The sequence below is a fragment of the Streptomyces aurantiaciflavus genome (assembly GCF_049808595.1).
In the GTDB taxonomy this organism is placed as follows: Bacteria; Actinomycetota; Actinomycetes; order Streptomycetales; family Streptomycetaceae; genus Streptomyces.
Genome location: NZ_JBNCAQ010000021.1, coordinates 30464 through 52745, shown reverse-complemented (window position 1 = coordinate 52745; position 22282 = coordinate 30464). Strand labels below are relative to the sequence as shown.

Annotated in this window: 17 protein-coding genes; 4 read left to right on the top strand and 13 right to left on the bottom strand. The window is 72.2% G+C overall.

Annotated features, from left to right (window positions below; genetic code table 11):
- Positions 1–203 precede the first annotated feature (203 nt).
- The 3 genes from ACPT94_RS24635 to ACPT94_RS24625 form a co-directional block, all read right to left on the bottom strand.
- Positions 204–4094: an AAA family ATPase gene (locus tag ACPT94_RS24635; protein WP_360343776.1), complete on the bottom strand. Its 3891-nt coding sequence runs from the start codon at positions 4092–4094 to the stop codon at positions 204–206.
- A gap of 237 nt (positions 4095–4331) precedes the next feature.
- The gene (locus ACPT94_RS24630; RefSeq protein WP_058922942.1) at positions 4332–4535 is read right to left on the bottom strand and encodes a hypothetical protein; all 204 of its coding nucleotides are present in this window, start codon (positions 4533–4535) and stop codon (positions 4332–4334) included.
- A 379-nt stretch (positions 4536–4914) separates the two neighbouring features.
- Positions 4915–5196, bottom strand: a complete 282-nt coding sequence (locus tag ACPT94_RS24625; RefSeq protein ID WP_360343771.1) for an acylphosphatase — start codon at positions 5194–5196, stop codon at positions 4915–4917.
- A 190-nt stretch (positions 5197–5386) separates the two neighbouring features.
- On the opposite strand from ACPT94_RS24625, the gene ACPT94_RS24620 reads away from it, so the two are divergent.
- Positions 5387–6505 carry a CAP domain-containing protein gene (locus ACPT94_RS24620; RefSeq protein WP_425246832.1) on the top strand — a complete coding sequence of 373 codons (1119 nt, stop codon included), beginning with the start codon at positions 5387–5389 and terminating at the stop codon, positions 6503–6505.
- Between the two features lie 125 nt (positions 6506–6630).
- Here the strand turns inward: ACPT94_RS24620 and ACPT94_RS24615 are convergent, their stop codons facing one another.
- Positions 6631–7230, bottom strand: coding sequence for a flavodoxin family protein (locus ACPT94_RS24615; RefSeq protein ID WP_425246831.1), 600 nt, complete (start codon positions 7228–7230; stop codon positions 6631–6633).
- Between the two features lie 136 nt (positions 7231–7366).
- Between ACPT94_RS24615 and ACPT94_RS24610 the strand changes: the two genes are divergently transcribed.
- Positions 7367–7768: a winged helix-turn-helix transcriptional regulator gene (locus ACPT94_RS24610; protein WP_360343762.1), complete on the top strand. Its 402-nt coding sequence runs from the start codon at positions 7367–7369 to the stop codon at positions 7766–7768.
- Here the strand turns inward: ACPT94_RS24610 and mutM are convergent.
- From mutM to recG, 8 genes are all read right to left on the bottom strand, one after another.
- Positions 7741–8601 carry a bifunctional DNA-formamidopyrimidine glycosylase/DNA-(apurinic or apyrimidinic site) lyase gene (gene mutM / locus ACPT94_RS24605; protein ID WP_360343759.1) on the bottom strand — a complete coding sequence of 287 codons (861 nt, stop codon included), beginning with the start codon at positions 8599–8601 and terminating at the stop codon, positions 7741–7743. The two genes, ACPT94_RS24610 and mutM, sit on opposite strands and share 28 nt — an antisense overlap.
- 78 nt (positions 8602–8679) lie before the next feature.
- Positions 8680–9507, bottom strand: coding sequence for a ribonuclease III (rnc, locus tag ACPT94_RS24600; RefSeq protein WP_425246830.1), 828 nt, complete (start codon positions 9505–9507; stop codon positions 8680–8682).
- 7 nt (positions 9508–9514) lie between these two features.
- Positions 9515–9688, bottom strand: coding sequence for a 50S ribosomal protein L32 (gene rpmF, locus ACPT94_RS24595; protein WP_003951102.1), 174 nt, complete (start codon positions 9686–9688; stop codon positions 9515–9517).
- 2 nt (positions 9689–9690) lie between these two features.
- A complete protein-coding gene (locus ACPT94_RS24590) occupies positions 9691–10335 on the bottom strand; it encodes a YceD family protein (RefSeq protein ID WP_425246876.1) in 645 nt (214 codons plus the stop codon).
- A gap of 150 nt (positions 10336–10485) precedes the next feature.
- On the bottom strand, positions 10486–11625 hold the full coding sequence (locus ACPT94_RS24585; RefSeq protein ID WP_425246829.1) for a F0F1 ATP synthase subunit B: 1140 nt from the start codon (positions 11623–11625) through the stop codon (positions 10486–10488).
- 99 nt (positions 11626–11724) lie between these two features.
- The gene (gene coaD / locus ACPT94_RS24580; RefSeq protein WP_360343955.1) at positions 11725–12204 is read right to left on the bottom strand and encodes a pantetheine-phosphate adenylyltransferase; all 480 of its coding nucleotides are present in this window, start codon (positions 12202–12204) and stop codon (positions 11725–11727) included.
- Positions 12205–12230: 26 nt separating this feature from the next.
- Positions 12231–12818 carry a 16S rRNA (guanine(966)-N(2))-methyltransferase RsmD gene (rsmD, locus tag ACPT94_RS24575; protein ID WP_425246828.1) on the bottom strand — a complete coding sequence of 196 codons (588 nt, stop codon included), beginning with the start codon at positions 12816–12818 and terminating at the stop codon, positions 12231–12233.
- A gap of 158 nt (positions 12819–12976) precedes the next feature.
- Positions 12977–15184, bottom strand: coding sequence for an ATP-dependent DNA helicase RecG (gene recG, locus ACPT94_RS24570; RefSeq protein WP_360343747.1), 2208 nt, complete (start codon positions 15182–15184; stop codon positions 12977–12979).
- A gap of 169 nt (positions 15185–15353) precedes the next feature.
- On the opposite strand from recG, the gene ACPT94_RS24565 reads away from it, so the two are divergent.
- Together ACPT94_RS24565 and ACPT94_RS24560 are read left to right on the top strand one after the other, a co-directional pair.
- Positions 15354–17210, top strand: coding sequence for an HSP90 family protein (locus ACPT94_RS24565; protein ID WP_425246827.1), 1857 nt, complete (start codon positions 15354–15356; stop codon positions 17208–17210).
- Positions 17210–20155, top strand: coding sequence for a tetratricopeptide repeat protein (locus ACPT94_RS24560; protein WP_425246826.1), 2946 nt, complete (start codon positions 17210–17212; stop codon positions 20153–20155). Before ACPT94_RS24565 ends, ACPT94_RS24560 begins: the two co-directional genes overlap by 1 nt.
- A 209-nt stretch (positions 20156–20364) precedes the next feature.
- Here the strand turns inward: ACPT94_RS24560 and ACPT94_RS24555 are convergent, their stop codons facing one another.
- Entirely contained in the window at positions 20365–22065 is a 1701-nt protein-coding gene (locus ACPT94_RS24555; protein WP_425246825.1) for a DAK2 domain-containing protein, read from the bottom strand.
- Between the last annotated feature and the right edge of the window lie 217 nt (positions 22066–22282).

The window sequence follows — 22282 nt, the reverse complement described above, 5'->3', positions numbered from 1 at the left end:
CTCGGGCCGTCGGCAACGTCGCCGACGTGGGGGGTCAGCCCTTCCAGGTAGGTGGTACCTGAAGGTAAATGCAACGCTGTTGACCTTATGCCTTCAAGTTTCAAAATCAAACGCCGGGAAATGTGAGAACGCAGACAAGAAGTTGCAAGGAAGGGTCCTATGCGTTCACTTCTTGAAGGCGTGCTGCATCAGCCCGCCGGTGGTCAGCGCAGTCGCTGACTGATCACCTTCGACACACCGTCGCCCTGCATGGACACGCCGTACAGCGCGTCGGCGACCTCCATCGTGCGCTTCTGGTGCGTGATCACGATCAGCTGCGAGGACTCCTGCAGCTCCTGCATGATGCGGATCAGCCGCTGCAGGTTGGTGTCGTCGAGGGCGGCCTCGACCTCGTCCATGACGTAGAACGGGCTGGGCCGCGCCTTGAAGATCGACACCAGCATCGCGACGGCGGTCAGCGACCGCTCGCCACCCGACAGCAGCGACAGCCGCTTCACCTTCTTGCCCGGCGGCCGGGCCTCGACGTCCACACCCGTGGTGAGCATGTTGTCGGGGTCGGTGAGGATCAGCCGCCCCTCACCGCCGGGGAACAGCCGGCTGAACACGCCCTCGAACTCGCGGGCGGTGTCCCGGAACGCCTCCGTGAAGACCTGCTCGACGCGCTCGTCGACCTCCTTCACCACCTGCAGCAGGTCGGCGCGGGTCTTCTTCAGGTCCTCGAGCTGCTCGCTGAGGAACTTGTGGCGCTCCTCCAGCGCGGCGAACTCCTCCAGGGCCAGCGGGTTCACCTTGCCGAGCTGCTGGTAGGCGCGTTCCGCCGCCTTCAGCCGCTTCTCCTGCTCGGCCCGCACGAAGGGCCTCGGCCGGTTGCGCGGGTGCTCGGGGTCCTCCGGAAGCTGTTCGCCCTCGGCGGGGAGCGAGGGGGGCACCGGCTGGTGCGGTCCGTACTCGCTGATGAGCCCGGCCGGTTCGACACCCAGTTCCTCCAGCGCCTTCGTCTCCAGCTGCTCGATCCGCAGCCGCTTCTCGGCGCCGAGTACCTCGCCCCGGTGGACTGAATCCGTCAACTTGTCGAGCTCTGCCTTGAGATCGCGCCCGGCACCGCGGGCGGCGGCCAGCTCCTGCTCACGGCGGGCCTTGGCGGCCTCGGCGGCGACGCGTTCGGCGTCCGCGCGCTCCAGGGACACCTCCACATGCGCCAGCAGCTGCCGCGCGCCGGAGGCGACGGCCTCGGCGACGGCGGCCTCGTGCCGCAGCCGCGCCCGCCGCTGCTCGGCACGCGCGCGTGCCTCGCGTTCCGCGCGGGCGGCCCGGTCCAGCGAGTCGGCCCGTCCGGCCAGCCCCTTGACCCGCTCCTCGTGCGTACGGACCTGGAGCCGGGCCTCCATCTCGGTCTGCCGCGCGTTGGCCCCGTCGGCGGCGAGCCGGTCGCGCACGGAGGTGTCCGGCTCCTCCTCCACCGGCATCTCCTCGGCCACGGCCAGCCGCTCGGCCAGCTCCTCGGCCTCCTGTACGGCCCTGTCGAGCGCCTCCTGCGCCCGGGCGGCCGCGGCAACCGACCGCTCGGCCTCTCCCGCGGCACCGCGCGCCTGTCCGGCGAGCCGCCCGAGCTGCTGGGCGACAGCCGACTTCTCCCGCTCGGCGGCCCGCCGCCGCTCCCCCAGCTCCTCGACGAGCCCGGCGCACTCCCTGCGCCGCTCCCCCGCCGCATGCTGTGCCTCGGTCAGCTCCTCGCACCGCACCGCCAGCTCCTCCAGCTCGGCGGCGGCCTCGTCCACAGAGGCCTGCACCTCCAGCAGACTGGGCGCCCCGGCGGACCCGCCGTGCGCGAAGTGCGCCCCCAGCAGATCGCCTTCGGCGGTGACGGCGGTGAGATCGGGCCGCGCGTAGACGAGATCCTCGGCGTCCTCGAGCGTCCCCACCACGACGATCCCGCGCAGCAGCCGCCGTACGGCGGGCACGAGGTCCGAAGGGGCGCGGACGAGATCGGCGGCGAAGGGTGGACCGGCGGAGCGGTGGGCGACGGTGCCTTCGGAAGTGTCCGCGGGGAGGGGCTGAGGGGAGTCGTCCGCGGTGGGCCCGGCGGCCGGGAGCGGGGCGGCCGCCGCCGGCTGGGCGGCGCCGACGGACCGGGTCGCCGCGTCGGCAGATCCGGCGGTCGCGTCCAGACCCACCGACCGCGGCCCGTCGACGCGGGCCTCGGCTCCACCAGCCGACGCCACCGCGGCGCCGGCGTCCGCGGACCCCACGCCTCCTTCGACCCTGGCCCCCTGACCGGCCACGCCCGAGCCGCCGACCCGCCCGGGCACGCCCTCTCCCGCGAACCCGGCGCCGGCAGCCGTGCCGCCCTGCGCGGGCGACGGCGTCCCCTCTTCGTCCCCGGCCAGGAGCAGGGCCGCCCGCCCCGCGTCCTGCTTGCGCAGCAGGCGGATGGCGTCGGCGGCGGCGGACGGGGTGGTCACGGCGAGGGCGTCGGCGGCGGCGCCGAAAGCGGCGGCGAGGGGGACCTCGTAGCCGGGGGTGATCGTGAGGAGTTCCGCGGCCGGTCCCAGCAGCCCGCCGATACGATCCTTCGCGGCCAGCAGCGCGCCCGTGCCGTCCTTGCGGCGCAGGCCCATCGCGAGGGCCTCGTGGCGGGCCTGGGTCGCGGCGCGCTTGCGTTCGGCGGCGGTCGCGGCCTCGCGGGCGGCGCCGAGCGCGGCCTCCGCCTCGGCGAGCCGCCGCTTGGCCGCCTCGTGCTGCTCGGCGAGTTCCGCGTCGCCCGCGTCGAGGCCGTCGACCTCCGCCTTCAGGGCCTCGTACTCCTCCTGCGCGGCGACGGCCCGTTCCTGGGCCTCGTCGCGGGCGGCGGCGAGACGGTCGATCTCGGCCTGGGCGGAGGCGGCGCGGGAGCGGGCCGCGTTGACCTGGCCGTGCAGCCGGGCGAGGCCCTCGCGGCGGTCGGCGATGGCGCGGGCGACGTCCTTCAGACGCCGTTCCTCGACGGCGAGTTCGCGCTCCAGTTCGGCACGGTGGGCGACGGTGTCGTCGAGGGCCCGCTGGGCCGCTTCGAGGGCGGCCTCCAGCTCGGCCTCCTGCTCACGGATACGGGCGGCCTCGCGCTCCATGTCCTCGGGGTCGCGGCCGCGCCGCTCCTCGGGGGGCGCCGAGGTGGCGCTCTTCACGCGCGCGTCGGCGAGCGAGATCGTGCCGCGGACCCGTTCGGCGAGCTGGGACAGCTCGTACCAGGTCTGCTGGGCGCGCTGGAGCCGGGGAGTGAGCTGCCGGACCTCGTCCTCCAGGAGCGCCTCCCGCTGGAGCGCCTTCCTCAGCTCCTGCTCGGCCGCTTCCTTGCGTTCCTTCAGCGCGGCCTCGTCGGCGACCTCGGCCTGGAGGGCCTCCCGCAGCCGTACGAGATCGTCGGCGAGGAGCCTCAGGCGGGCGTCGCGGAGGTCGGCCTGGATGACGGCCGCTCGTCTCGCGACCGCCGCCTGCCGGCCCAGCGGCTTCAGCTGGCGGCGCAGCTCGTCCGTCAGGTCCTGCACGCGCGCGAGGTTGGCCTGCATCGCGTCCAGCTTGCGCAGCGCCTTCTCCTTGCGCTTGCGGTGCTTGAGGACGCCCGCGGCCTCCTCGATGAAGGCGCGGCGGCCCATCGGGTCGGCGTGCAGCACGGAGTCGAGCTGGCCCTGGCCGACGATGACGTGCATCTCGCGGCCGATGCCGGAGTCGGACAGGAGTTCCTGGATGTCGAGGAGACGGCAGGTGTCGCCGTTGATCTGGTACTCGCTGCCGCCGTTGCGGAACATGATCCGCGTGATGGTGACCTCGGCGTACTCGATGGGCAGGGCCCCGTCGGAGTTGTCGATGGTCAGGGACACCTCGGCGCGGCCCAGCGGGGGGCGGCCGGTGGTGCCGGCGAAGATGACGTCCTCCATCTTGCCGCCGCGCAGCGACTTGGCGCCCTGTTCGCCCATGACCCAGCTGAGCGCGTCCACGACATTGGACTTGCCCGAGCCGTTCGGTCCGACGACACACGTGATCCCCGGCTCGAACCGGAGTGTGGTCGCCGACGCGAACGACTTGAACCCTCGGAGGGTCAGGGCCTTGAGGTGCACGCCGGTGGACTCTACCTTCCGGGGATGTCTCACTCCATGAACCCGCGGTTTCACCCATGAACGCGCAGGGCACACCACACGTTAAAGAGACTGAAAGGATGCGCGGGGGAAGGAACAGCGGGGAAAGAAAGAAGGGACGCCGAAGCGTCCCTTGCAACTTCTGACAACTGAGCGGTCCGACGCGGCTGAAAAGAATCGCCCAACCGGTGCGTGTGCTGTTGTGGAGCGGTGCAGCGATCAGGTGAGCGCAGGCTCCGCCTGGTGTGCGTCGATGCTCTCCATGATCCTGTCGTGAGAAGCGGCAGCCGTCAGGGCGTCGTTCTCGGCCTGGATCCGTACGAGCTCGGATTCCAGATCCTGGACGCGCTGCTGGAGCCGTCGCATCTCGGCGAGGAGTCGCGGGTCGGAGCCGCCGACGTAACCGAGAAGCGCCTTTGCCATGATGGATGGTCCTCCACACTGAGTGACCGACCGAAGCGGTGTGGGTCGTGAGGGATTCGCACCCGCGGTGTTGGCAGGATCTTGTTCCTGCTGCCGTTCATCCATGCCAAACAGCTAGGTGCGCGGGGTGCTTTCAGCGTCTCACCAAAAAGTTTGACGGTCAACACGATCACGCCCCGTATTGGCGGGCAACCCTGGGGCGCGCGGCCGGAAACGGCGGCGCTGCGACTCCTGCGGGGCCCTCAGGGCGTGGCGATCATCCTTGCGTGCGGAGCCTGCCACCGCAAGCGGTTCTTGGCAACCACCTGCTCCTTTCTGCTTGGGGCAGTTGCCGGTGGCATGCCCCTCCGCTTCCGCGCGGTGCGCGGGCACCCCGTCGTCAGCGGACGGCGAAGCCGTCGTAGCCGCCGCGCGGTGTGTCCCATATCTCGGTGACTCCGTCCACGCGCCCGGGCGTGTCGTCACTCTGGAGCCAGTCCAGCAGGCCCTCGCAGCCCCGCCGGGACCCCTCGGCGACCACCTGGACCCGACCATCGGCCAAATTGAGAGCAAAACCACTCAGGCCGCCGATCTCCAGCGCCTTGGCTCGCGTGAACCAGCGGAATCCCACGCCCTGGACGCGTCCGCGCACCCAGGCGACCAGCCGTACATCCTCGCTCATGGGTGCTACCTAACCAGGCAATGTCACTCGGGACACTTCCTCCCCCAGCGGCATGCGGTACCGTCCCCACCCAATGCATCTCATATGAAACTCACTCGATCGAGTGAGTCAGGTTGACCATCTGGAGTCATGCGCCACAGGGCGCGCGGGTCGACCGCAGGGACACCGCTTGGACGAGGAAGGCCAGGACATGGGACGCCACCGACGCTCCGCCGCCGGCCGCGCCGCCACGGGCCGCGCCACGGGGGCCGAGCACACCGACGGCTCGTACGCACCGGACTCGTACGGCGCCGACGACCCCACGGCGGGCATCGCTCCGTACCTGAACCCGGAGGCGTACGCGGACACCGTCGCCAGGAGCCAGGAGTACCTGTACGCGACGGACGACGAGTACGTGCGTGCGGCCGCCGACACCGCGGTCCTCCCGGCCGAGGGCTTCGCGCCGGACGGCGGTCCGCGTCGGCCGGGCTCGGGGCGGGGCGGTTCGGGCCGCCGCCGCCGGAGGAAGGCCGTGACGCCGGTCAAGACGGGTCTGCTCGGGGTGTCCGCGGCGGTCGCCCTCGGCACGGTCGCGGTGGCCTCGGGCGTGGTGCCCGGCCTCGACAACTACCAGCTCGGCGGGGGCGGCGGCTCCGACAAGGTGCAGGCCGCCGACTCGCCGACCAACTCGGCCTCCGAGCAGGGCGGCACGTCCGGCACCCTGGAGGCCGGCCGCGACGGTACGACGACCAGCCGCGACGCCGGCCGGTCGACGTCGCCCTCGGCCTCGGCGTCCTCCTCCCCCGCCCCCTCGGCCTCCAAGGCGTCGCCCAGCGCGTCGCCGACGACGGAGCAGCCGAAGGCCACGCCGACGAAGGAACCGGCGAAGACCCCGCCCAGGGCGGCCGCGAAGGCGCCGGAGAAGCCCAGTGCGCCGACGGAGGTCTCGGTCGAGGCCCAGGCCGCCGCGGAGGTCCTCGCGCTCGTGAACGAGGAGCGCTCCAAGGTCGGCTGCAGCCCCCTCGCCGCGAACAGCGCGCTGGCGGATCTCGCCGAGAAGTTCAGCGAGGACATGGCCGCGCGGGGCTTCTTCGACCACACCGACCCGGACGGGGCGTCCCCGTGGGACCGGGCCAAGAAGGCCGGCATATCCGACCTCGGCGGCGAGAACATAGCCCGGGGCCAGACCGACGCGGCGTCGGTGATGGAGGCCTGGATGAACAGCCCCGGCCACCGCGCCAACATACTGAACTGCGACTTCAAGACCCTGGGCGTCGGCGTCCACTTCGGCTCCGGCGGCCCCTGGTGGACGCAGGACTTCGGCTACTAGGCCACCTCTCGCACGCCCCCGCCCGTCCCGGCGGACTCAGCAGGTCCCGGCCTCGCAGGGCACTGCGCCCAGGCCTGTCCGGCGGAGCGAGTCGCAGGAAACCGGCGGTGACTCGTCGGTGCGGGTCAATGCACCTGGGCCGCCAGGCTCGCGCGTCCCGCGCCGAACACCTTCGCCGTCTCCGCGACCCGGCGGCCGAGGTGCTCCGCCGTCGCCACGTCCGCCTTGTGGACGGCCTCGGGGCCCTCGTCGGCGTTGGTCTGGGCGGCCGCGCCGGCGAAGACGCCGAGGCGGTTGAGGTCGTTCTCCGAGGCGGCGCTGCTGTTCCAGCCGGGGAGCAGGCCGAGGTTGACCCAGTGCATGCCGAGCTGGGCGGCCAGGATCTGGAAGAACTGCAGCGTGTGCAGCTTGTCGCCGCTCTTGGAGGCGGAGTTGGTGAAGCCGGCGGCGAGCTTGTCCCGCCAGGCCGACGTGGCCCAGCGCTTCGAGGTGGCCTCGGCGAAGACGTGGAAGGCGCCGGACGCCGTGCCCATGTAGGTCGGCGAACCGAACACGATCGCGTCGGAGGCGTCCAGCAGCGCCCACTGCTCCTCAGTGATCTCGTCGACCTTGATCAGGTGCACCTCGGCACCGGCCTCGACGGCACCCGACCGGACGGCCTCCGCGAGGACGGCCGTGTGGCCGTAGCCGGAGTGGTAGGCGATGGAGACAACAGGGGTCGACACGTGCGTACTCCTCGTGAAGGTGAGAAAAGGGAAGGCGTGAGCGAAGCCGCAGCTCGCCAGCGGTAACCACAGGAAAGCACTAACTTGTGGTTAGTGCAACCTGTTGGTTAGCGCTGCGTTCGCGTACGCTTGGGGCATGAACGGCACTCACGAGCGCACTCCGGAGCAGGACCTCCCCTACAACGTGTTCGCCAAGGCCTGCCCCTCGCGCGGCACGCTGGAGCACGTCACGGGGCGCTGGGGCGCGCTCACACTCGGAGCGCTGCACGAGGGCTCACTGCGGTTCAACGAGCTGCGCCGCCGCGTCGACGGCGTGAGCGAGAAGATGCTGTCCCAGACCCTGCACGCGCTGGAGCGCGACGGCCTGGTGCACCGCGAGGCCCAGCCGACCAACCCGCCCCGCGTGGACTACGAACTGACCCCGCTGGGCCACGAGGTGGCCGACCGGCTCCTGAGCCTGATCCACCTGGTGGAGGGCCGGATGGACGACGTCCTCGAGGCCCGCGGGCGTTACGACGAGACGCGCGGCGGCCTCTGACACTTCGGGCAGTAGTAGCTGGACCGGTTCATCCAAGGGCGCCGGCGCATCGGCGTGCCACAGCGCTTGCAGGGCAGGCCCTCACGCCCGTACGCGTCCAGGGACCGGTCGAAGTAGCCCGACTCACCGTTGACGTTGACGTACAGGCTGTCGAAGCTGGTGCCGCCGACGGCGAGGGCCTCCTTCATCACGTCCCGGATGTGGCCGAGGAGTTCGGCGGTGCGGGGGCGGGTGAAGGTCGCGGTCGGGCGGTCGTAGTGGATGCGGGTGCGCCACAGGGCCTCGTCCGCGTAGATGTTGCCGACGCCGCTGATCAGCGACTGGTCGAGCAGGGCCCGCTTGATGGTGGTCCGCTTACGGCGCAGCGCCTGGTGGAAGGCCTCGTCGTCGAACAGCGGATCGAGGGGGTCGCGGGCGATGTGCGCGATGACGTCGGGCAGGCCGTCGGGGGTGGTGTCGTGCAGCGACAGACCGCCGAAGGTGCGCTGGTCGACGAAGCGGAGTTCCGTGGCGAGGGCGTCGGCGAAGCGGACGCGTATGCGCAGGTGCTTCTCGTCGGGTGACCCCTGCGGCTGCACCAGGAGCTGCCCGCTCATCCCGAGGTGCGCGAGGATCGCCTGGGCCGTGTCCTCCAGCGGCAGCCAGAGGTACTTGCCGCGACGGCTCGGCACGCCGACGCGGTGCCCCTTGAGACGGTGCACAAAGTCGTCCGCGCCGGCCATATGACGGCGTACGGCACGCGGGTGCAGCACCTCGGCCTCGGCGACCGTGCGATGGGCGACCCACTGCTCCAGTCCGCGCCGGACGACCTCGACCTCGGGCAACTCGGGCATGGCACTCCCCCGTAGAACCGGTGTACGAGCCGAGCGCCCGACCCTCAGCGGGGGCGGGCGCTCGTTTCGTGGGGTGGATCAGGCGGAGGCGGACTCCGGATCCGCGCTGCCGTCGACGGCCTGGACGGTCTTGGCCGCCTTGGCCCGCTCGTCCGCCGCGGCCCTGATGGACCGCCACGCGGACTCGGCGGCCTGCTGCTCCGCCTCCTTCTTGCTGCGGCCGGTGCCGGTGCCGTACGAGACGCCTCCGACGCGGGCGGCAGCAGTGAAGGTCTTCTCGTGGTCGGGGCCGGTCTCCGTGACCAGGTACTCGGGGACGCCGAGGCCTTCGGTCGCGGTGAGCTCCTGGAGGCTGGTCTTCCAGTCCAGGCCGGCTCCGAGGTTCGAGGACTTCTCGATCAGCGGGTCGAACAGGCGGTGCACCAGTTCGGAGGCCGCGTCGAGGCCCTGGTCGAGATAGACCGCGCCGATCACCGCTTCCAGGGTGTCGGCGAGGATGGACGCCTTGTCCCGGCCGCCCGTGCCCTCTTCACCCCGGCCGAGCCGGATGAAGGAGCCCAGGTCGAGGCCGCGACCGACCTCCGCCAGCGCACGCGAGTTGACCACCGCGGCCCGCAGCTTGGCCAGCTGGCCCTCGGGCAGGTCGGGGTGGGTGCGGTACAGCGTGTCCGTGACGACGAGGCCGAGCACGGAGTCCCCGAGGAACTCCAGCCGCTCGTTCGTCGGCAGACCGCCGTTCTCGTACGCGTAGGAGCGGTGGGTCAGCGCACGCACCAGAAGGGCGGACTCGACGTGGTAGCCGAGCCGCCCTTCCAGAAGCGTGTGGGACGAGGCCGTGTTGTCCGCCGGACCGCCCCCGCGCTGGCGGGGACCAGTTGCCTTGGCGTCAGACATGAAGCCTCTCACCAGCCGCTCAGACCTCGAGGACCTGGCGCTTGTTGTAGGTGCCGCAAGACGGGCACGCGATGTGCTGCTGCTTGGGCTCGTGGCAGCGCTCGCACGCAACCAGGGTGGGGACCGCAGCCTTCCACTGCGACCGGCGGTGGCGCGTGTTGCTGCGCGACATCTTCCGCTTCGGAACAGCCACGGCTACTTCTCCTGCTTCTCGTCGACGCCCGCTTCGGCGCCGCTCATCTCGTCCTTCTCGCCGTCTTCGAGTGAACCGGCGAGTCCCTGCAATGCCGCCCAACGGATGTCGACGGCGTCGTGGTGGTGGTCCGGGTCGTCCGCCAGCCGCTCTCCGCACTCGGAGCACAGGCCGGGGCAGTCGTCCTGGCACACCGGCTGCATCGGCAGTGCGAGCACCACCGCATCGCGCAGCACGGGTTCGAGGTCGAACAGGCCGTCCTCGAGAAAGAGCCTGTCCTCGTCTTCCTCGGCGTCGTCGGCCGGTTCCGCCTTCACGCGGCCACGGTCATCGGCGTCAGGGTACGAGAACATCTCCTGGAAGTCCGCTTCGAGATCGAGCTCGAGCGGCTCCAGACACCTTACGCACTCCCCCTCGGCCTGTGCACGGGCGGTGCCTGTGACGAGCACACCTTCCATGACCGACTCGAGCCGGAGTTCGAGCTCCACCGGGGCGCCTTCCGGGACTCCGATGACTCCCTGGAGACCGAGGTCCTTGGGAGCGTCGATCGTGCGGGTCAGCCGCTGCAGCGCACCGGGACGCCGCCCCAGCTCGTGCGTGTCGAACACGAGAGGTTTGCGGTGGTCGAGGCGGGCGTTAGGAGCCATTCCTGCTTTCGATTCCGAGCTCTGAGGGCCGCTGCCCTTCGGTGTTGCGGGCAGCGGTGATCGCGGACGTACGCGCGACCGAAGAGCCAGGATACTGGAGCTTTCGCCCACAGCCCAATCCGGGCCCCCTTCCCCGGCGGCCCGGGGCTTTTACAGGCCGCGGCCCTGTTCGTAGGCGCGCAGTTGCTCCGCGCTGATCATGCCGGTGTCGAAGAGGCTGGTCTCGTCGAGGGCGTAGCCCCTCTGCGGTTCCTGCTGAGCCTGTTGGGGCTGCTGCGCCTGCTGCGCCTGCTGCGGGTCGTAGGCCGCCTGCTGGGTGTCGTAGCCCTGGAAGGAGGCTCCTCCCGCCGGAGCGTAGCCGGAGGCGGGGGAGTAGGGGTCGGCCTGCTGGTAGCCGTACGGGTCGGGCTGCTGGCCGTAGCCCTGCTGCTGCCCGTAGCCGGCGCCGTACGGGTCCGGCTGCTGCTGGAAGGGGGCCCCTCCCGGTCGAGCGAAGTCGAGACCGGGGGAGTAGGCGTCCTGCTGCTGGTCGTACGGGCTCTGGGCGGGCTGCTCGACCGGGGTGTCCTGCTCCGCGAGCGCGGCGAGGTCGGCGAGGTAGTCGGCGTCGGAGGAGTGCTGGAAGGTCGTGGTGTCGTCGGCGAGGGCGCCGAGGTCGTCGGTGGCGATCCGGCCGTGCAGCTTCTGCCGGCCGCGGCCGACCGCCTCCAGCGTCTTGGCCAGGACCGCCTCGAAGGCGCCCAGCTTGGCGTCCACATAGGCGTCGGCGTCACGGCGCAGGGTCTCGGGGTCGTGGCTGCGCTCGGGGGCGTCCTCGTCCTCGTAGCCCTGCTCGTCGAGGCCGGGACCGGTGCCGAGGAGCTTCTCGCGGCCGCGGCCGACGGAGCCGAGGGTCTTGGTGAGGACGACCTCGAAGTTGGCGAGCTTGGAGTCGACGTAGTCGTCGGCCTCGGCGCGGATCTCCTCCGCCTCCTTGCGGGCCTCGGCGAGGATGCGGTCGGCCTCGGCCTGCGAGCGGCGGGCGATCTCGGTGTCGGAGATCAGGGAGCCGCGCTCGGCGTGCGCGGTCTCGATGATCCGCTCGGCCTCCTGGCGGGCCTGCTCGACCATCTGCGCGCGGCCGCCGATCAGCTCCTGGGCCTGGGCGAGGGAGTCGGGCAGGGCCGCGCGCACCTCTTCCAGCAGGGCGAGCAGTTCCGCGCGGTTGACCACGCACGAGGCCGACATCGGCATCGACCGGGCACTGGAGACCGCTGTGACGATCTCGTCGAGCTTCTTCTGCACGTCCACCGGTTGCTCGCCACTCTCTACAGCTGTGTTGGAGACGGACGGGACGACTGTACGGCCCTGAGGTGTCCGGCGGACACCGGGTGACGGACCGTCAGGAGGTCAGTCCTTCCGGAGCCGCTCGGTGAGCGCTTCGAGGACGACCGGCGGGACCAGGTGGGAAACGTCTCCGCCCCAGGTCGCGACCTCCTTGACCAGGGAGGACGACAGGAAGCTGTAAGTGGGGTTGGTGGGGACGAAGAGGGTCTCGACGCCGGAGAGGCCGTTGTTCATCTGGGCCATCTGCAACTCGTAGTCGAAGTCGCTGACCGCGCGCAGGCCCTTGACGATGGCCGGGATGTCGCGCTGCTTGCAGAAGTCGACCAGGAGGCCGTGGAAGGCCTCGACCCTGACGTTCGCGTACTCGGCGGTGACCCTGCGGATCAGGTCGATCCGCTCGTCGATCTCGAACAGGCCCTTCTTGGACTTGTTGATCATCACCGCGACGTAGACCTCGTCGTAGAGACGGGAGGCGCGGGAGATGATGTCGAGATGTCCGTTGGTGATCGGGTCGAACGACCCGGGACAGACGGCGCGGCGCACTTGTGATCCCTCGCTCTCCGGTCCGGTCATCGTGCGTCTTCGCACGTAGAGGCGGCGCGACCGTACCAAAACGTTCCCTCGCCGTAGCGACGGGACCGGATCGCCTCGAAGCCGTCCGGCCAGACGAAGGTGCCGCCTCTGGTGCTGCGCTCCACGGTGACGAGGGCTTCGGGCGTGAGCCACCCCTCCGTGCGGAGTGTGAGCAGAATCTCCCGAAGATCGTTGTCCGCGACGGCGTACGGAGGGTCCAGGAAGACGAGGTCGTACGGCTCGGCCGGGGGTGCCGCCCGGATCACCTGTTCCGCCTTGCCCGCTCTGACCTCGGCGCCGGGGAGGCCGAGGTTCTTCACGTTCTCCCGGACGACGCGGGCCGCTCGTGCGTCCGCCTCCACGAGCAGGACATGGCTCGCGCCGCGGGAGAGCGCCTCCAGTCCCACGGCGCCGGAGCCGGCGTAGAGGTCCATGACGCGTTCGCCGTCCAGGGGGCCGCCCAGCAGGGACTGCCAGGTGGAGAAGAGACCTTCGCGTGCGCGGTCGGAGGTGGGACGGGTGCCGGTCCCTGGCGGGACGGCCAGACGACGTCCGCCGGCGGTGCCGGCGATCACGCGGGTCATCTCGGGTCCTTGTTCGTGGTGTCGTTACGCGTCCAGTTTGGCAGGGACGGATGACGGGTGCTCCGGCGCGTGCCCGGCCGCGGGTCCGTGGTGGTGGATCGGGCCCGCGCGCCGCAGCCGCACACCGGCACCGTCCCGCGCTCGTCGGGCGGGACGGCTCATCCCTTCTCCAGGTACTGCTCCCTCTCCTCGTCCAGAAGGGCGTCCAACGCCGTGCGCAGGCCCGGTAGGCGTTCCAGTTCCGGGTCGGCCGCGACGACCGCCGCCGCCTCCTCGCGGGCCTCGGCGATGACCTCCTCGTCCTCTATGACGGCGAGTACGCGCAGGCTGGAGCGGGCGCCGGACTGGGCCTGGCCGAGGACGTCGCCCTCGCGGCGCTGTTCGAGGTCGATACGGGAGAGCTCGAAGCCGTCGAGGGTGGAGGCGACGGCGTTGAGGCGCTGGCGGGCCGCGCCGGCCTCCGGCATGTCGGTGACCAGCAGACACAGGCCGGGCGCCGAGCCACGGCCGACGCGCCCCCGCAGCTGGTGGAGCTGGGAGACGCCGAAGCGGTCCGCGTCCATGATCACCATCGCGGTGGCGTTCGGGACGTTGACGCCGACCTCGATGACGGTCGTGGCGACCAGGACATCGGTGTCGCCGGCGGCGAAACGGCGCATGACCGCGTCCTTGTCGTCCGGAGGCATACGACCGTGCAGGACCTCGACCCCGAGGCCCTTCAGGGGGCCCTTCGCGAGCTGGTCCGCCACGTCGAGGACGGCGAGCGGCGGGCGCTTCTCGGCCTCGTCCTCCGGGGACTTCTTCTTGCCGGACTTCTTCGGGTCGTCCTCCTCGTCGCCGATCCGCGGGCAGACGACGTAGGCCTGATGGCCGTTCGCCACCTCCTCGCGGACCCGCTCCCAGGCGCGGGTGAGGAAGTGGGGCTTGTCGGCGGCCGGGACGACATGGCTGGCGATGGGCGAGCGGCCGGCCGGGAGCTGGTCGAGGACGGAGGTCTCCAGGTCGCCGAAGACGGTCATCGCGACCGTGCGCGGGATGGGCGTGGCCGTCATGACGAGGAGGTGCGGAGGCTGCTTGCCCTTGCCGCGCAGGGCGTCGCGCTGCTCGACGCCGAAGCGGTGCTGTTCGTCGACCACGACGAGGCCCAGGTCGTGGAACTGGACCTTGTCCTCGATCAGCGCGTGCGTGCCGATGACGATCCCGGCCTCTCCGGTGACGAGATCGAGCAGGGCCTGCCGCCGCGCGGCCGCTCCCATCGACCCGGTGAGCAGCACGACCTTGGTGGCGTCCTCGGCCCCGCCCAGCATCCCGCCCTCGGCGAGCTCGCCCATCATCTCCACGACGGACCGGTGGTGCTGCTGGGCGAGGACCTCGGTCGGGGCGAGCATGGCCGCCTGACCGCCGGCGTCGACGACGGCGAGCATGGCGCGCAGGGCGACCAGCGTCTTTCCCGATCCGACCTCTCCCTGCAGCAGCCGGTGCATCGGATGCTCGGTGGCCAGGTCGTCGAAGATCTCCCGGGAGACCTTCTGCTGGCCGTCGGTGAGAGTGAACGGGAGGCGGTCGTCGAAGGCCGTCAGGAGGCCGTCGGGCTTGGGTTTGCGGGCGACCGCCGGGAGTTGGGCGTCGGCGTGGCGGCGGCGGGCGAGGGCCACCTGGAGGACGAACGCCTCGTCCCACTTGAGGCGGGAGCGGGCGTCCTCGATGTCCGCCTTGGTGTGCGGGCGGTGGATCTTCAGGAGGGCCTCGGGGAGGGAGACCAGGCCGCGGCCCTCGCGGAGGGAGCCGGGGAGGGGGTCGACGGCCTCCTGGGCGCTGGGCAGGACCGTCTGGACCGCCTTGCCGATCTTCCAGGACTCCAGCTTGGCGGTGGCGGGGTAGATCGGGATCAGGGCGCCCGCCCAGGTCTCGACGGTCTCCTCGCTGTCGCCGCGCAGCAACTCGTACGCCGGGTGCTGGAGTTGCAGGCGGCGGTTGAAGACGGAGACCCTGCCGGCGAACATCGCGCGCGTGCCCGGCACGAGTTCCTTGTGGGGCTTGTGGACGCCGTTGCCGAAGAAGACCAGCTGGAGGCGGCCGCTGCCGTCGGTGATGGTGACTTCCAGCCGCTGGCCCTTGCCGCGGGGGGCCTTGGCGGAGGCGAAGGTGTGCAGGCGGGCGTCGGCGACCATGGCGACCACCGTGACGTGCTCGTCCATGGGGAGGTCGGCCAGGTGCGTGAGCTGGCCGCGCTCCTCGTATCTGCGCGGGTAGTGGTGCAGGAGGTCGCCGACGGTGTGCAGGCCGAGGTGCTCGGCCATCACCTTCGCGGTCGGTGGGCCGAGCACCTTCTTCAGTGGTTCTTCGAGTGCGGGCACGAGATCCATTGCACACCACACCACTGACAATGCCGTATACGTGTCTTGAAACCCCTGGTCAGACGGCTCGTTCGGGCTCTAGGATGGCGCGCTCCGGCCATCTCACCGCGGTCACCGCCCCACCGGGACCGCCCGACCCCGCGCCGTCGACCATCCCCCGATCCCCGGCGCTGCAGCGATGGACTCCCAGACCTCACAGTCATCCCAGGCATCACAGTCACCTCATACGTTCCAGGTCGACCTGCGTGGTTTGGTGGACCTGCTGTCCCATCACCTCTATTCCAGTCCCAAGGTCTACCTGCGCGAGCTGCTGCAGAACGCCGTGGACGCCATCACCGCCCGGCGGGCCGAGGAGCCCGACGCCCCGGCGCGGGTGCGGCTGTTCGCGTCGGGCGGTCAGTTGCGGGTGGAGGACTCCGGGGTCGGTCTCACCGAGGCCGACGTGCACAACCTGCTCGCGACCATCGGACGCAGTTCCAAGCGGGCGGACGGGCTGCAGGAGGCCCGGTCCGACTTCCTCGGGCAGTTCGGCATCGGGCTCCTGGCCTGTTTCGTCGTGGCCGAGCGGATCCGGGTGGTCAGCTGCAGCGCCCGTACGCCCGGCTCGCCGCCCGTGGAGTGGACAGCACGCGACGACGGCTCGTACACGGTGCGGACGCTGCCCCACGAGGAGCGCCCCGAGCCGGGTACCACGGTGCACCTGGTGGCGCGCGCCGGCGCCGGGGAGTGGCTCACCGAGGAGCGGGTCCTGCAGCTGGCGCGCGACTTCGGCTCGTTGCTGCCGTACGACGTCCGGGTCGGCGACGAGGCGGTCACCGATCTGCCGGCGCCCTGGGACCGGGCGTACCCCTCCCCCGCCAACCGGCGGGTGGCGCTGGCCCGGCACTGCCATGAGCTGTTCGGTTTCACGCCGCTGGACTCGATCGAGCTGGACGTGCCGCTGGCGGGGATCCGCGGGGTGGCGTACGTGCTGCCGGCGGCGGTCAGTCCGGCCCAGCGGGCGAGTCATCGCGTGCATCTGAAGGGCATGTTGCTGACCGAGCGGGCCGAACAGCTGCTGCCCGACTGGGCGTTCTTCGTGCGCTGTGTGCTCGACACGGACAGCCTGCGGCCCACGGCCTCGCGCGAGTCCTTGTACGAGGACGAGACGCTGGCGGCGGTGCGGGAGGCCCTGGGCGAGCGGATCCGGTCGTGGCTGACGGGGCTCGCGGCCGGGGACCCGGAACGGCTCGCGGCCTTCCTGGCCGTGCACCACCTGGGTGTGAAGTCACTGGCGCGGCACGACAGCGAGATGCTGCGCACGATGCTGCCGTGGCTGCCCTTCGAGACGACCGACGGACGGCTGTCCCTGGAGGAGTTCGCGCAGCGTCACCCCGTGGTGCACTTCACCCGGACCGTGGAGGAGTACCGGCAGGTCGCGCCGATCGCGTCCGCGCAGGGTGTCGGGGTGATCAACGGCGGTTACACGTACGACAGCGAGCTGGTCGAGGCGCTGCCGTCGGTGCGGCCGGGGACGGTGGTCGCCGAGCTGGACGCGGACACCGTGACCGCGCACCTGGACGCCGTCGACCCGGCCGAGGAGCTGGCGCTGTCGGGTTTCCTGGCGGCCGCGCGCGCGAAGCTCGACCCGCTGGGCTGTGACGTCGTCCTGCGCGCCTTCCACCCGCTGTCGGTGCCGGCGCTGCACCTGGACGACCGGGCCGCCCGGCACGAGCAGGCACGGGCGGAGGAGGAGGCGCAGGCCGACGACCTGTGGGCGGGCATCCTGGGCTCGCTGCGGGGCAGCGCTCCGCGCGCGCGTCTGGTGCTCAACCACTTCAACCCGCTGATCCGCAGGATCAGTTCGTTGAACGATCCCGAGCTGATCGGCACGGCCTCGGAGTCGCTGTACGGGCAGGCGCTGCTGATGGCGCAGCGTCCGCTGCGGCCCGCGGACTCCGCGCTGCTGAACCGCGCGTTCATCGGCCTCCTGGAATGGGCCACGCACGGGGAGTCCGCTCATGGGGAGCCCGCACCGGGGGAGGACGGTCACTGATGACCGAGATCACGGACTTCGACTCGCTCCGCCGGGCGATGGCGGAGAACTCCGAGCAGCCGGAGGGCCCGGCCCGCAACGCGCGCGCGGAGCAGCTGCTCGTCGAGGCCGAGAAGCTGAACATCCCGCTCGCCGTGATCGAGGCGCTCGGACACCAGCTGAAGGTCTACAACTACAGCTCCGAGAAGGCCAAGATGTTCGTCCCGTTCGCGCGGCTGCTGCGCATGTGGGACGAGCGGCCCGAGGACTTCGACGAGTACGAGACGCACTCGCTGCACTGGGTCTTCAAGTGGATGTCGGCCGGCATGCTCGACCAGCCGCACATCCCGCTGGCGTCGGTGGAGAAGTGGCTGGGCGAGATGGAGCACCGCTACCGGCTCGCCGGGCACTCCGAGCGGGCCGTGCGCAGCGCCGAGTTCAGCGTGGCCGCGCACGTCGGGGACGTGGCGCGGGCCGAGCGGGCGTTCGCCGCCTGGCTGGCCGCGGACCGGGACAGCATGGCCGACTGCCACGCCTGCGAGCTGCACGGACAGGGCTGGTGGCAGGCGGAGCGGGGCCGGGACGCCGAGGCCCTCGAGCTGTGGGCGCCCGTCCTGGAGGGCGCGTACACGTGCGCGCACGAGCCGCACACGGTGCTCGCGTCGTCCCTCGTGCCGCTGTTGCGGCTGGGCCGTCCGGAGGAGGCGCGCGCCCATCACCTGCGCGGCTTCCGGCTGGTGCGGGCCATGGAGAGCATGCGGGGCGCGTACGCCGACCATGTGGAGTTCTGCGCGCTGACGGGCAACGAGGCGCGGGGCCTGGAGCTGCTCGCGGAGCGGCCGGCGTACTTCACGGACGAGGGGCATCCGCGCAGCAGGCTGGAGTTCCTGAGCGTGGTGGTGCTGCTCATGGGGCGGCTGTCGGAACTGGGCCTGGGCGGGCAGCAGGTGCCCGGTCCGGCCGGGCGGGTGTGGACCGCGGCCGACCTCGCCGCCCACGCGCGCGGGGAGGCCCTCGCCCTGGCCGCCCGTTACGACGAGCGCAACGGCACGTCGCACGTCAGTGAGCGGGCACGCGCGCGTATGGCGCAGCGGCCGCTGGTGGAGCGGCTGCCGTTGGGGGTGCGGGCGGCGCGGCCGGCGCCCTCGGTGGTGGCGCCTCCCGCTCCGACACAGGAGGCCGCCGAGCCGGAGCCGGCCGACCTGCTGGCCGAGGCGCGGCGGTTGTCGGACACTCTGCAGCCGCACGCCGTGGAGGCGTGGGCGGCGGTGGCGCGGGCCGCCGAAGGGATCGAGCTGGACGCGCGCGACCGCGCGGAGATCGTCGACCACGAGGCGATGGGACGCGGCCCGGAGGGCGCCGAAACGTTCGAGCGGGCCGCGGAGCTGTACGCGGAGGCGGGCGACCCGGGAGAGGCTCTGGCGGCACGCGCGCGTGCCGCGTACGTCCGCGCCCTCGCGGGGGACGTCGACGAGGCGCTCGTGGCGGTCGCCGACCCCTACGACCGCGTCCTCGCGCTGTACGCCGAGGGCGGCACGGAGGTGCGGCAGGCGGCGGGCGTCCTGATGGGCCGGGCGCGGATCCTGATGCGGCGCGTCCACGAGGCCGACGGGCCCTTGCCCGAGTCCGTCCTCACGGAGGCCGAGACGGCCGTACGGGAGCTGCTCGCGCTCGTCGACGGGCGGGCCGGAGACGACGTGCGGCTCGCCGCGCGGGTCGCCGAGGGGCACGCGATGCTCGCGGAGCTGGCGGCGCGCTCGGGGAACGCGGAGGCGGGCGCGGAACTGTTCGCGCGTGCGGCTGGGGAGTTCGTCGCGGCGGGCCTGCCGTGGTTCGCCGTGGAGTACGAGGCCCGGCTGGCCGGGCTCGCGCACCAGCTGGGCGACCTGGTGGAGGCGGAGCGGGCGCTGCGGGCGGCTCTGGAGCACGGCGGCGCCTTCCTGGAGCCGGTCGGACGGGCCCAGCTGCATCTCCAGCTCGCTGAGGTCGTCGGCGGCCGCGGGGAGGCGGAGGAGGCCGCCGAGCACGCCCTGGAGGCGGCGCACTGGGCCGACGAGGCGGGCGAGGGCCCGACGCTCGGCGCGTGGGCGCGGCACCAGCTGGGCGGGTTCCTGGTACGGCAGGGCCGCTGGGCCGAGGCCGCGGAGGTGCTGGAGTCGGCGCTGGCGGACCTGAGCGCCGAGACGCACGGCGACGGGGTCGTCGTCCAGACGCAGTGGTGGCTCGGCGACTGTCTGAGCGAGCTCGGCGAGCACCGGGCCGCCGCCGAACGCCGGCTCCAGGCCGCCGAGACCGCCCGCCACTGGCCCGAGCAGCACGACCACGCGACCCTGGCGCACCTGGCCGCCGAGTCCCTCGGCCAGGCGGGGCTGCCGGCCGAGGCAGACCAGGCCTACGCGCGCGCGGGCGAATTGTGGCGCTCCCTGGGCAACGTTCACGGCCTCGTCCGCTCCCTGCGCGCCCGCGCGTGGCTGGCCCTGCGCACGGAGGACGGCACGGAGGCGGCGCGGGAGCTGATGACGAGCGCCGTCGAGGAGTGCGCGGACGCGCTGGGCGCGGCGGACGACGAGGAGACGCGCGTGCGGCTCGTCGTGGAACTCGGTCACACCCACCGCCAGTACGGCGACCTGCTCGCCCGCTCGGCCTCCGAGGACGCCGACGACGACGCGATCCGGGCCGCGCTGGAGGAGGCCCTGTGCCAGATGGCGGAGGCGGTCGCCGTGTTCGTCTCCCTCGGGGACGACGCCCTGCACGCCCGCACCGGCGCCGAACTGGCCGCGGGCTGGCTGGAGACCGACCTGGGGCGGCCGGCGGACGCGGCGGCACGCGCACGTGCGGTGCTTCGGGCCTACGCGGACGGGGAGGCGGAGGTCGATTTCGAGGGCGGGGGTGACGAGATGGTGGGGGCTCGGCGCGCGGAGGCGGAGCAGTTGCTTCAGGTTGCGGAGGAACAGAAGGATCGTTGAACGATCCCCTGACGACGGAAGGATTGTTGAACGATCCCATCAGGACCAGGGAATCGTTCAACAATCCCCCCAAGGCGCCCCGAGCACGGAGATCGTTCAACGATCCTCCCCGAGGCGCTCCCAGCGCGGGGATCGTTCAACAATGCCCCACAGGCAGGAGAATCGTTGAACGATCCCCCGCCCCCCACCTCAGCCCACTCCCCCTCCCCCTACTCCACACCGATCAACAACAACGCCCCCTGCCGCCCACCCCGATACACCACCGTGTCCACCGCGAGGTACCCCTCCCGCACCCGCCCCTCCAGCCGCTCGGCAATCCCCTCCGGAGCCTCGTCGCCCAGCACCAGGGTGACCAGCTCCCCGCCCGCCGCCAGCATGCGGTCCAGGACGGTTTCGGCGGCGGCGGTGACGTCGGCGCCGATGACGGCGACGTCGCCGTCGATGAGGCCGAGGACGTCACCGGCCTGGCAGATGCCGGCCATGGTCCAGGACTGGCGCTCGGCGACGGCGACCTCGGCGTAGCGGGTGGCGCCGGCCGCCGAGGTCATCGAGACGACGTCCTCGTCGAAGCGGCGGTCGGGCTGGTGCACGGCGAGCGCGGCGATCCCCTGGACCGCGGACCGGGTCGGGATCAGGGCCACCCGGACGCCCTCCGAGCGGGCCTGCTCGGCCGCCGCGGCCGCGGTGTGGCGCAGGTCGGCGTCGTTGGGCAGCAGCACGACCTCACGCGCGTGGGCCCGGCGTACGGCCTCGACGAGCTCGCCGCTCGCGGGCGGCTCCCCGGGGCGCGCGAGGACCGTCGTCGCGCCGGCCTCGGCGTACAGCCCGGCCAGGCCCTCGCCGGGGACGACGGCGACCACCGCCCGCTGGGCGCGCTCGCGGGGCGAACGTTCACCCCCGCGCGCGTGCACGTCGTCGGCGCCGAAGTGGGTGATGCGGATCCGGTACGGCCGTCCGGCCTCGACGCCCGCTTCCACGGCGGCGCCGGCGTCGTCGACGTGCACGTGGACGTTCCACAGGCCGTCGCCGCCGACCACGACGAGCGAGTCCCCGAGGGCGTCGAGCCGCTGCCGCAGCCGGTCCACGGCCGCGTCCTCGGCCTCCAGGAGGTAGATGACCTCGAAGGCGGGACCGCCCTCGTCCGCCGCCTGGTCGGCGCCGCAGGCCTCCGCCTCGGCGGACTCCAGGGGCCCCGCGGTCCCCACGCACGCGTGCGTGTCGGCACCGGAGGGCACCGGAACCCCCGGCCTCTCCCCCGTGAACGTCTCCACCAGGGCCGCGAGCACCGCCACCAGCCCGCGCCCACCGGCGTCGACCACCCCGGCGCGCTCCAGGACGGCCAGCTGGCCCGGGGTCGCGGCGAGGGCCGCGCACGCCCCCCGGTAGGCAGCCCGTGCGACCGTCCCGCAGTCCCCCTCGGCACCCTCGGCCGCGTCGGCGGCGGCCGAGGCGACCGACAGGACCGTGCCCTCGACGGGGTGGGCCACGGCCCCGCGGGCGGAGTCGGCCGCGCGCCGCAGGGCCAGGCGCAGCCCGTCCGCGTCGGTGTGAGCGGCCTCACCCTCGGCGGCCAGCACCTGCGCCATGCCGCGCAGCAGCTGCGCGAGGATCGTCCCGGAGTTCCCGCGCGCGCCGATGAGCGCGCCGTGCGCCATCGCGCGCGCGGCGTCGGCGAGCGAGGGGCTCCCGGCGGGCGCCGAGCCGGCCTCGTACCCGGAGAACACGGCTTCGACGGCGGTCGCCGCCGACTCGACGGTCAGGTAGAGGTTGGTGCCGGTGTCCCCGTCCGCGACCGGATAGACGTTGATCGCGTCGATCTCCTCGCGTGCCCGCCCCAGCGCGCGCAGCGCGAGACCGCACCAGGTGCGCACCGCGAGAGCATCGAAGAATGTCTGCGGCACCTGCGGCACCTGCGCCTCCTTGAGCTGCTGGACTGGGACGCAGCGTAGACCCAGGGCGGGTGCCCCCCGGAAGAGGGCCGGGGCCGGGCCCCTGAGCAGGCATGGTAGTTTCGTTGTACTGGCGCAGTCGTTGTATGCTGCTCCGGTTGCCCGATGCAGATCGGGCTCTCCCCCTGGCAACGCCACTCAGATCTTTGATCCTACGATCGCGATCCCGGCATGCCGG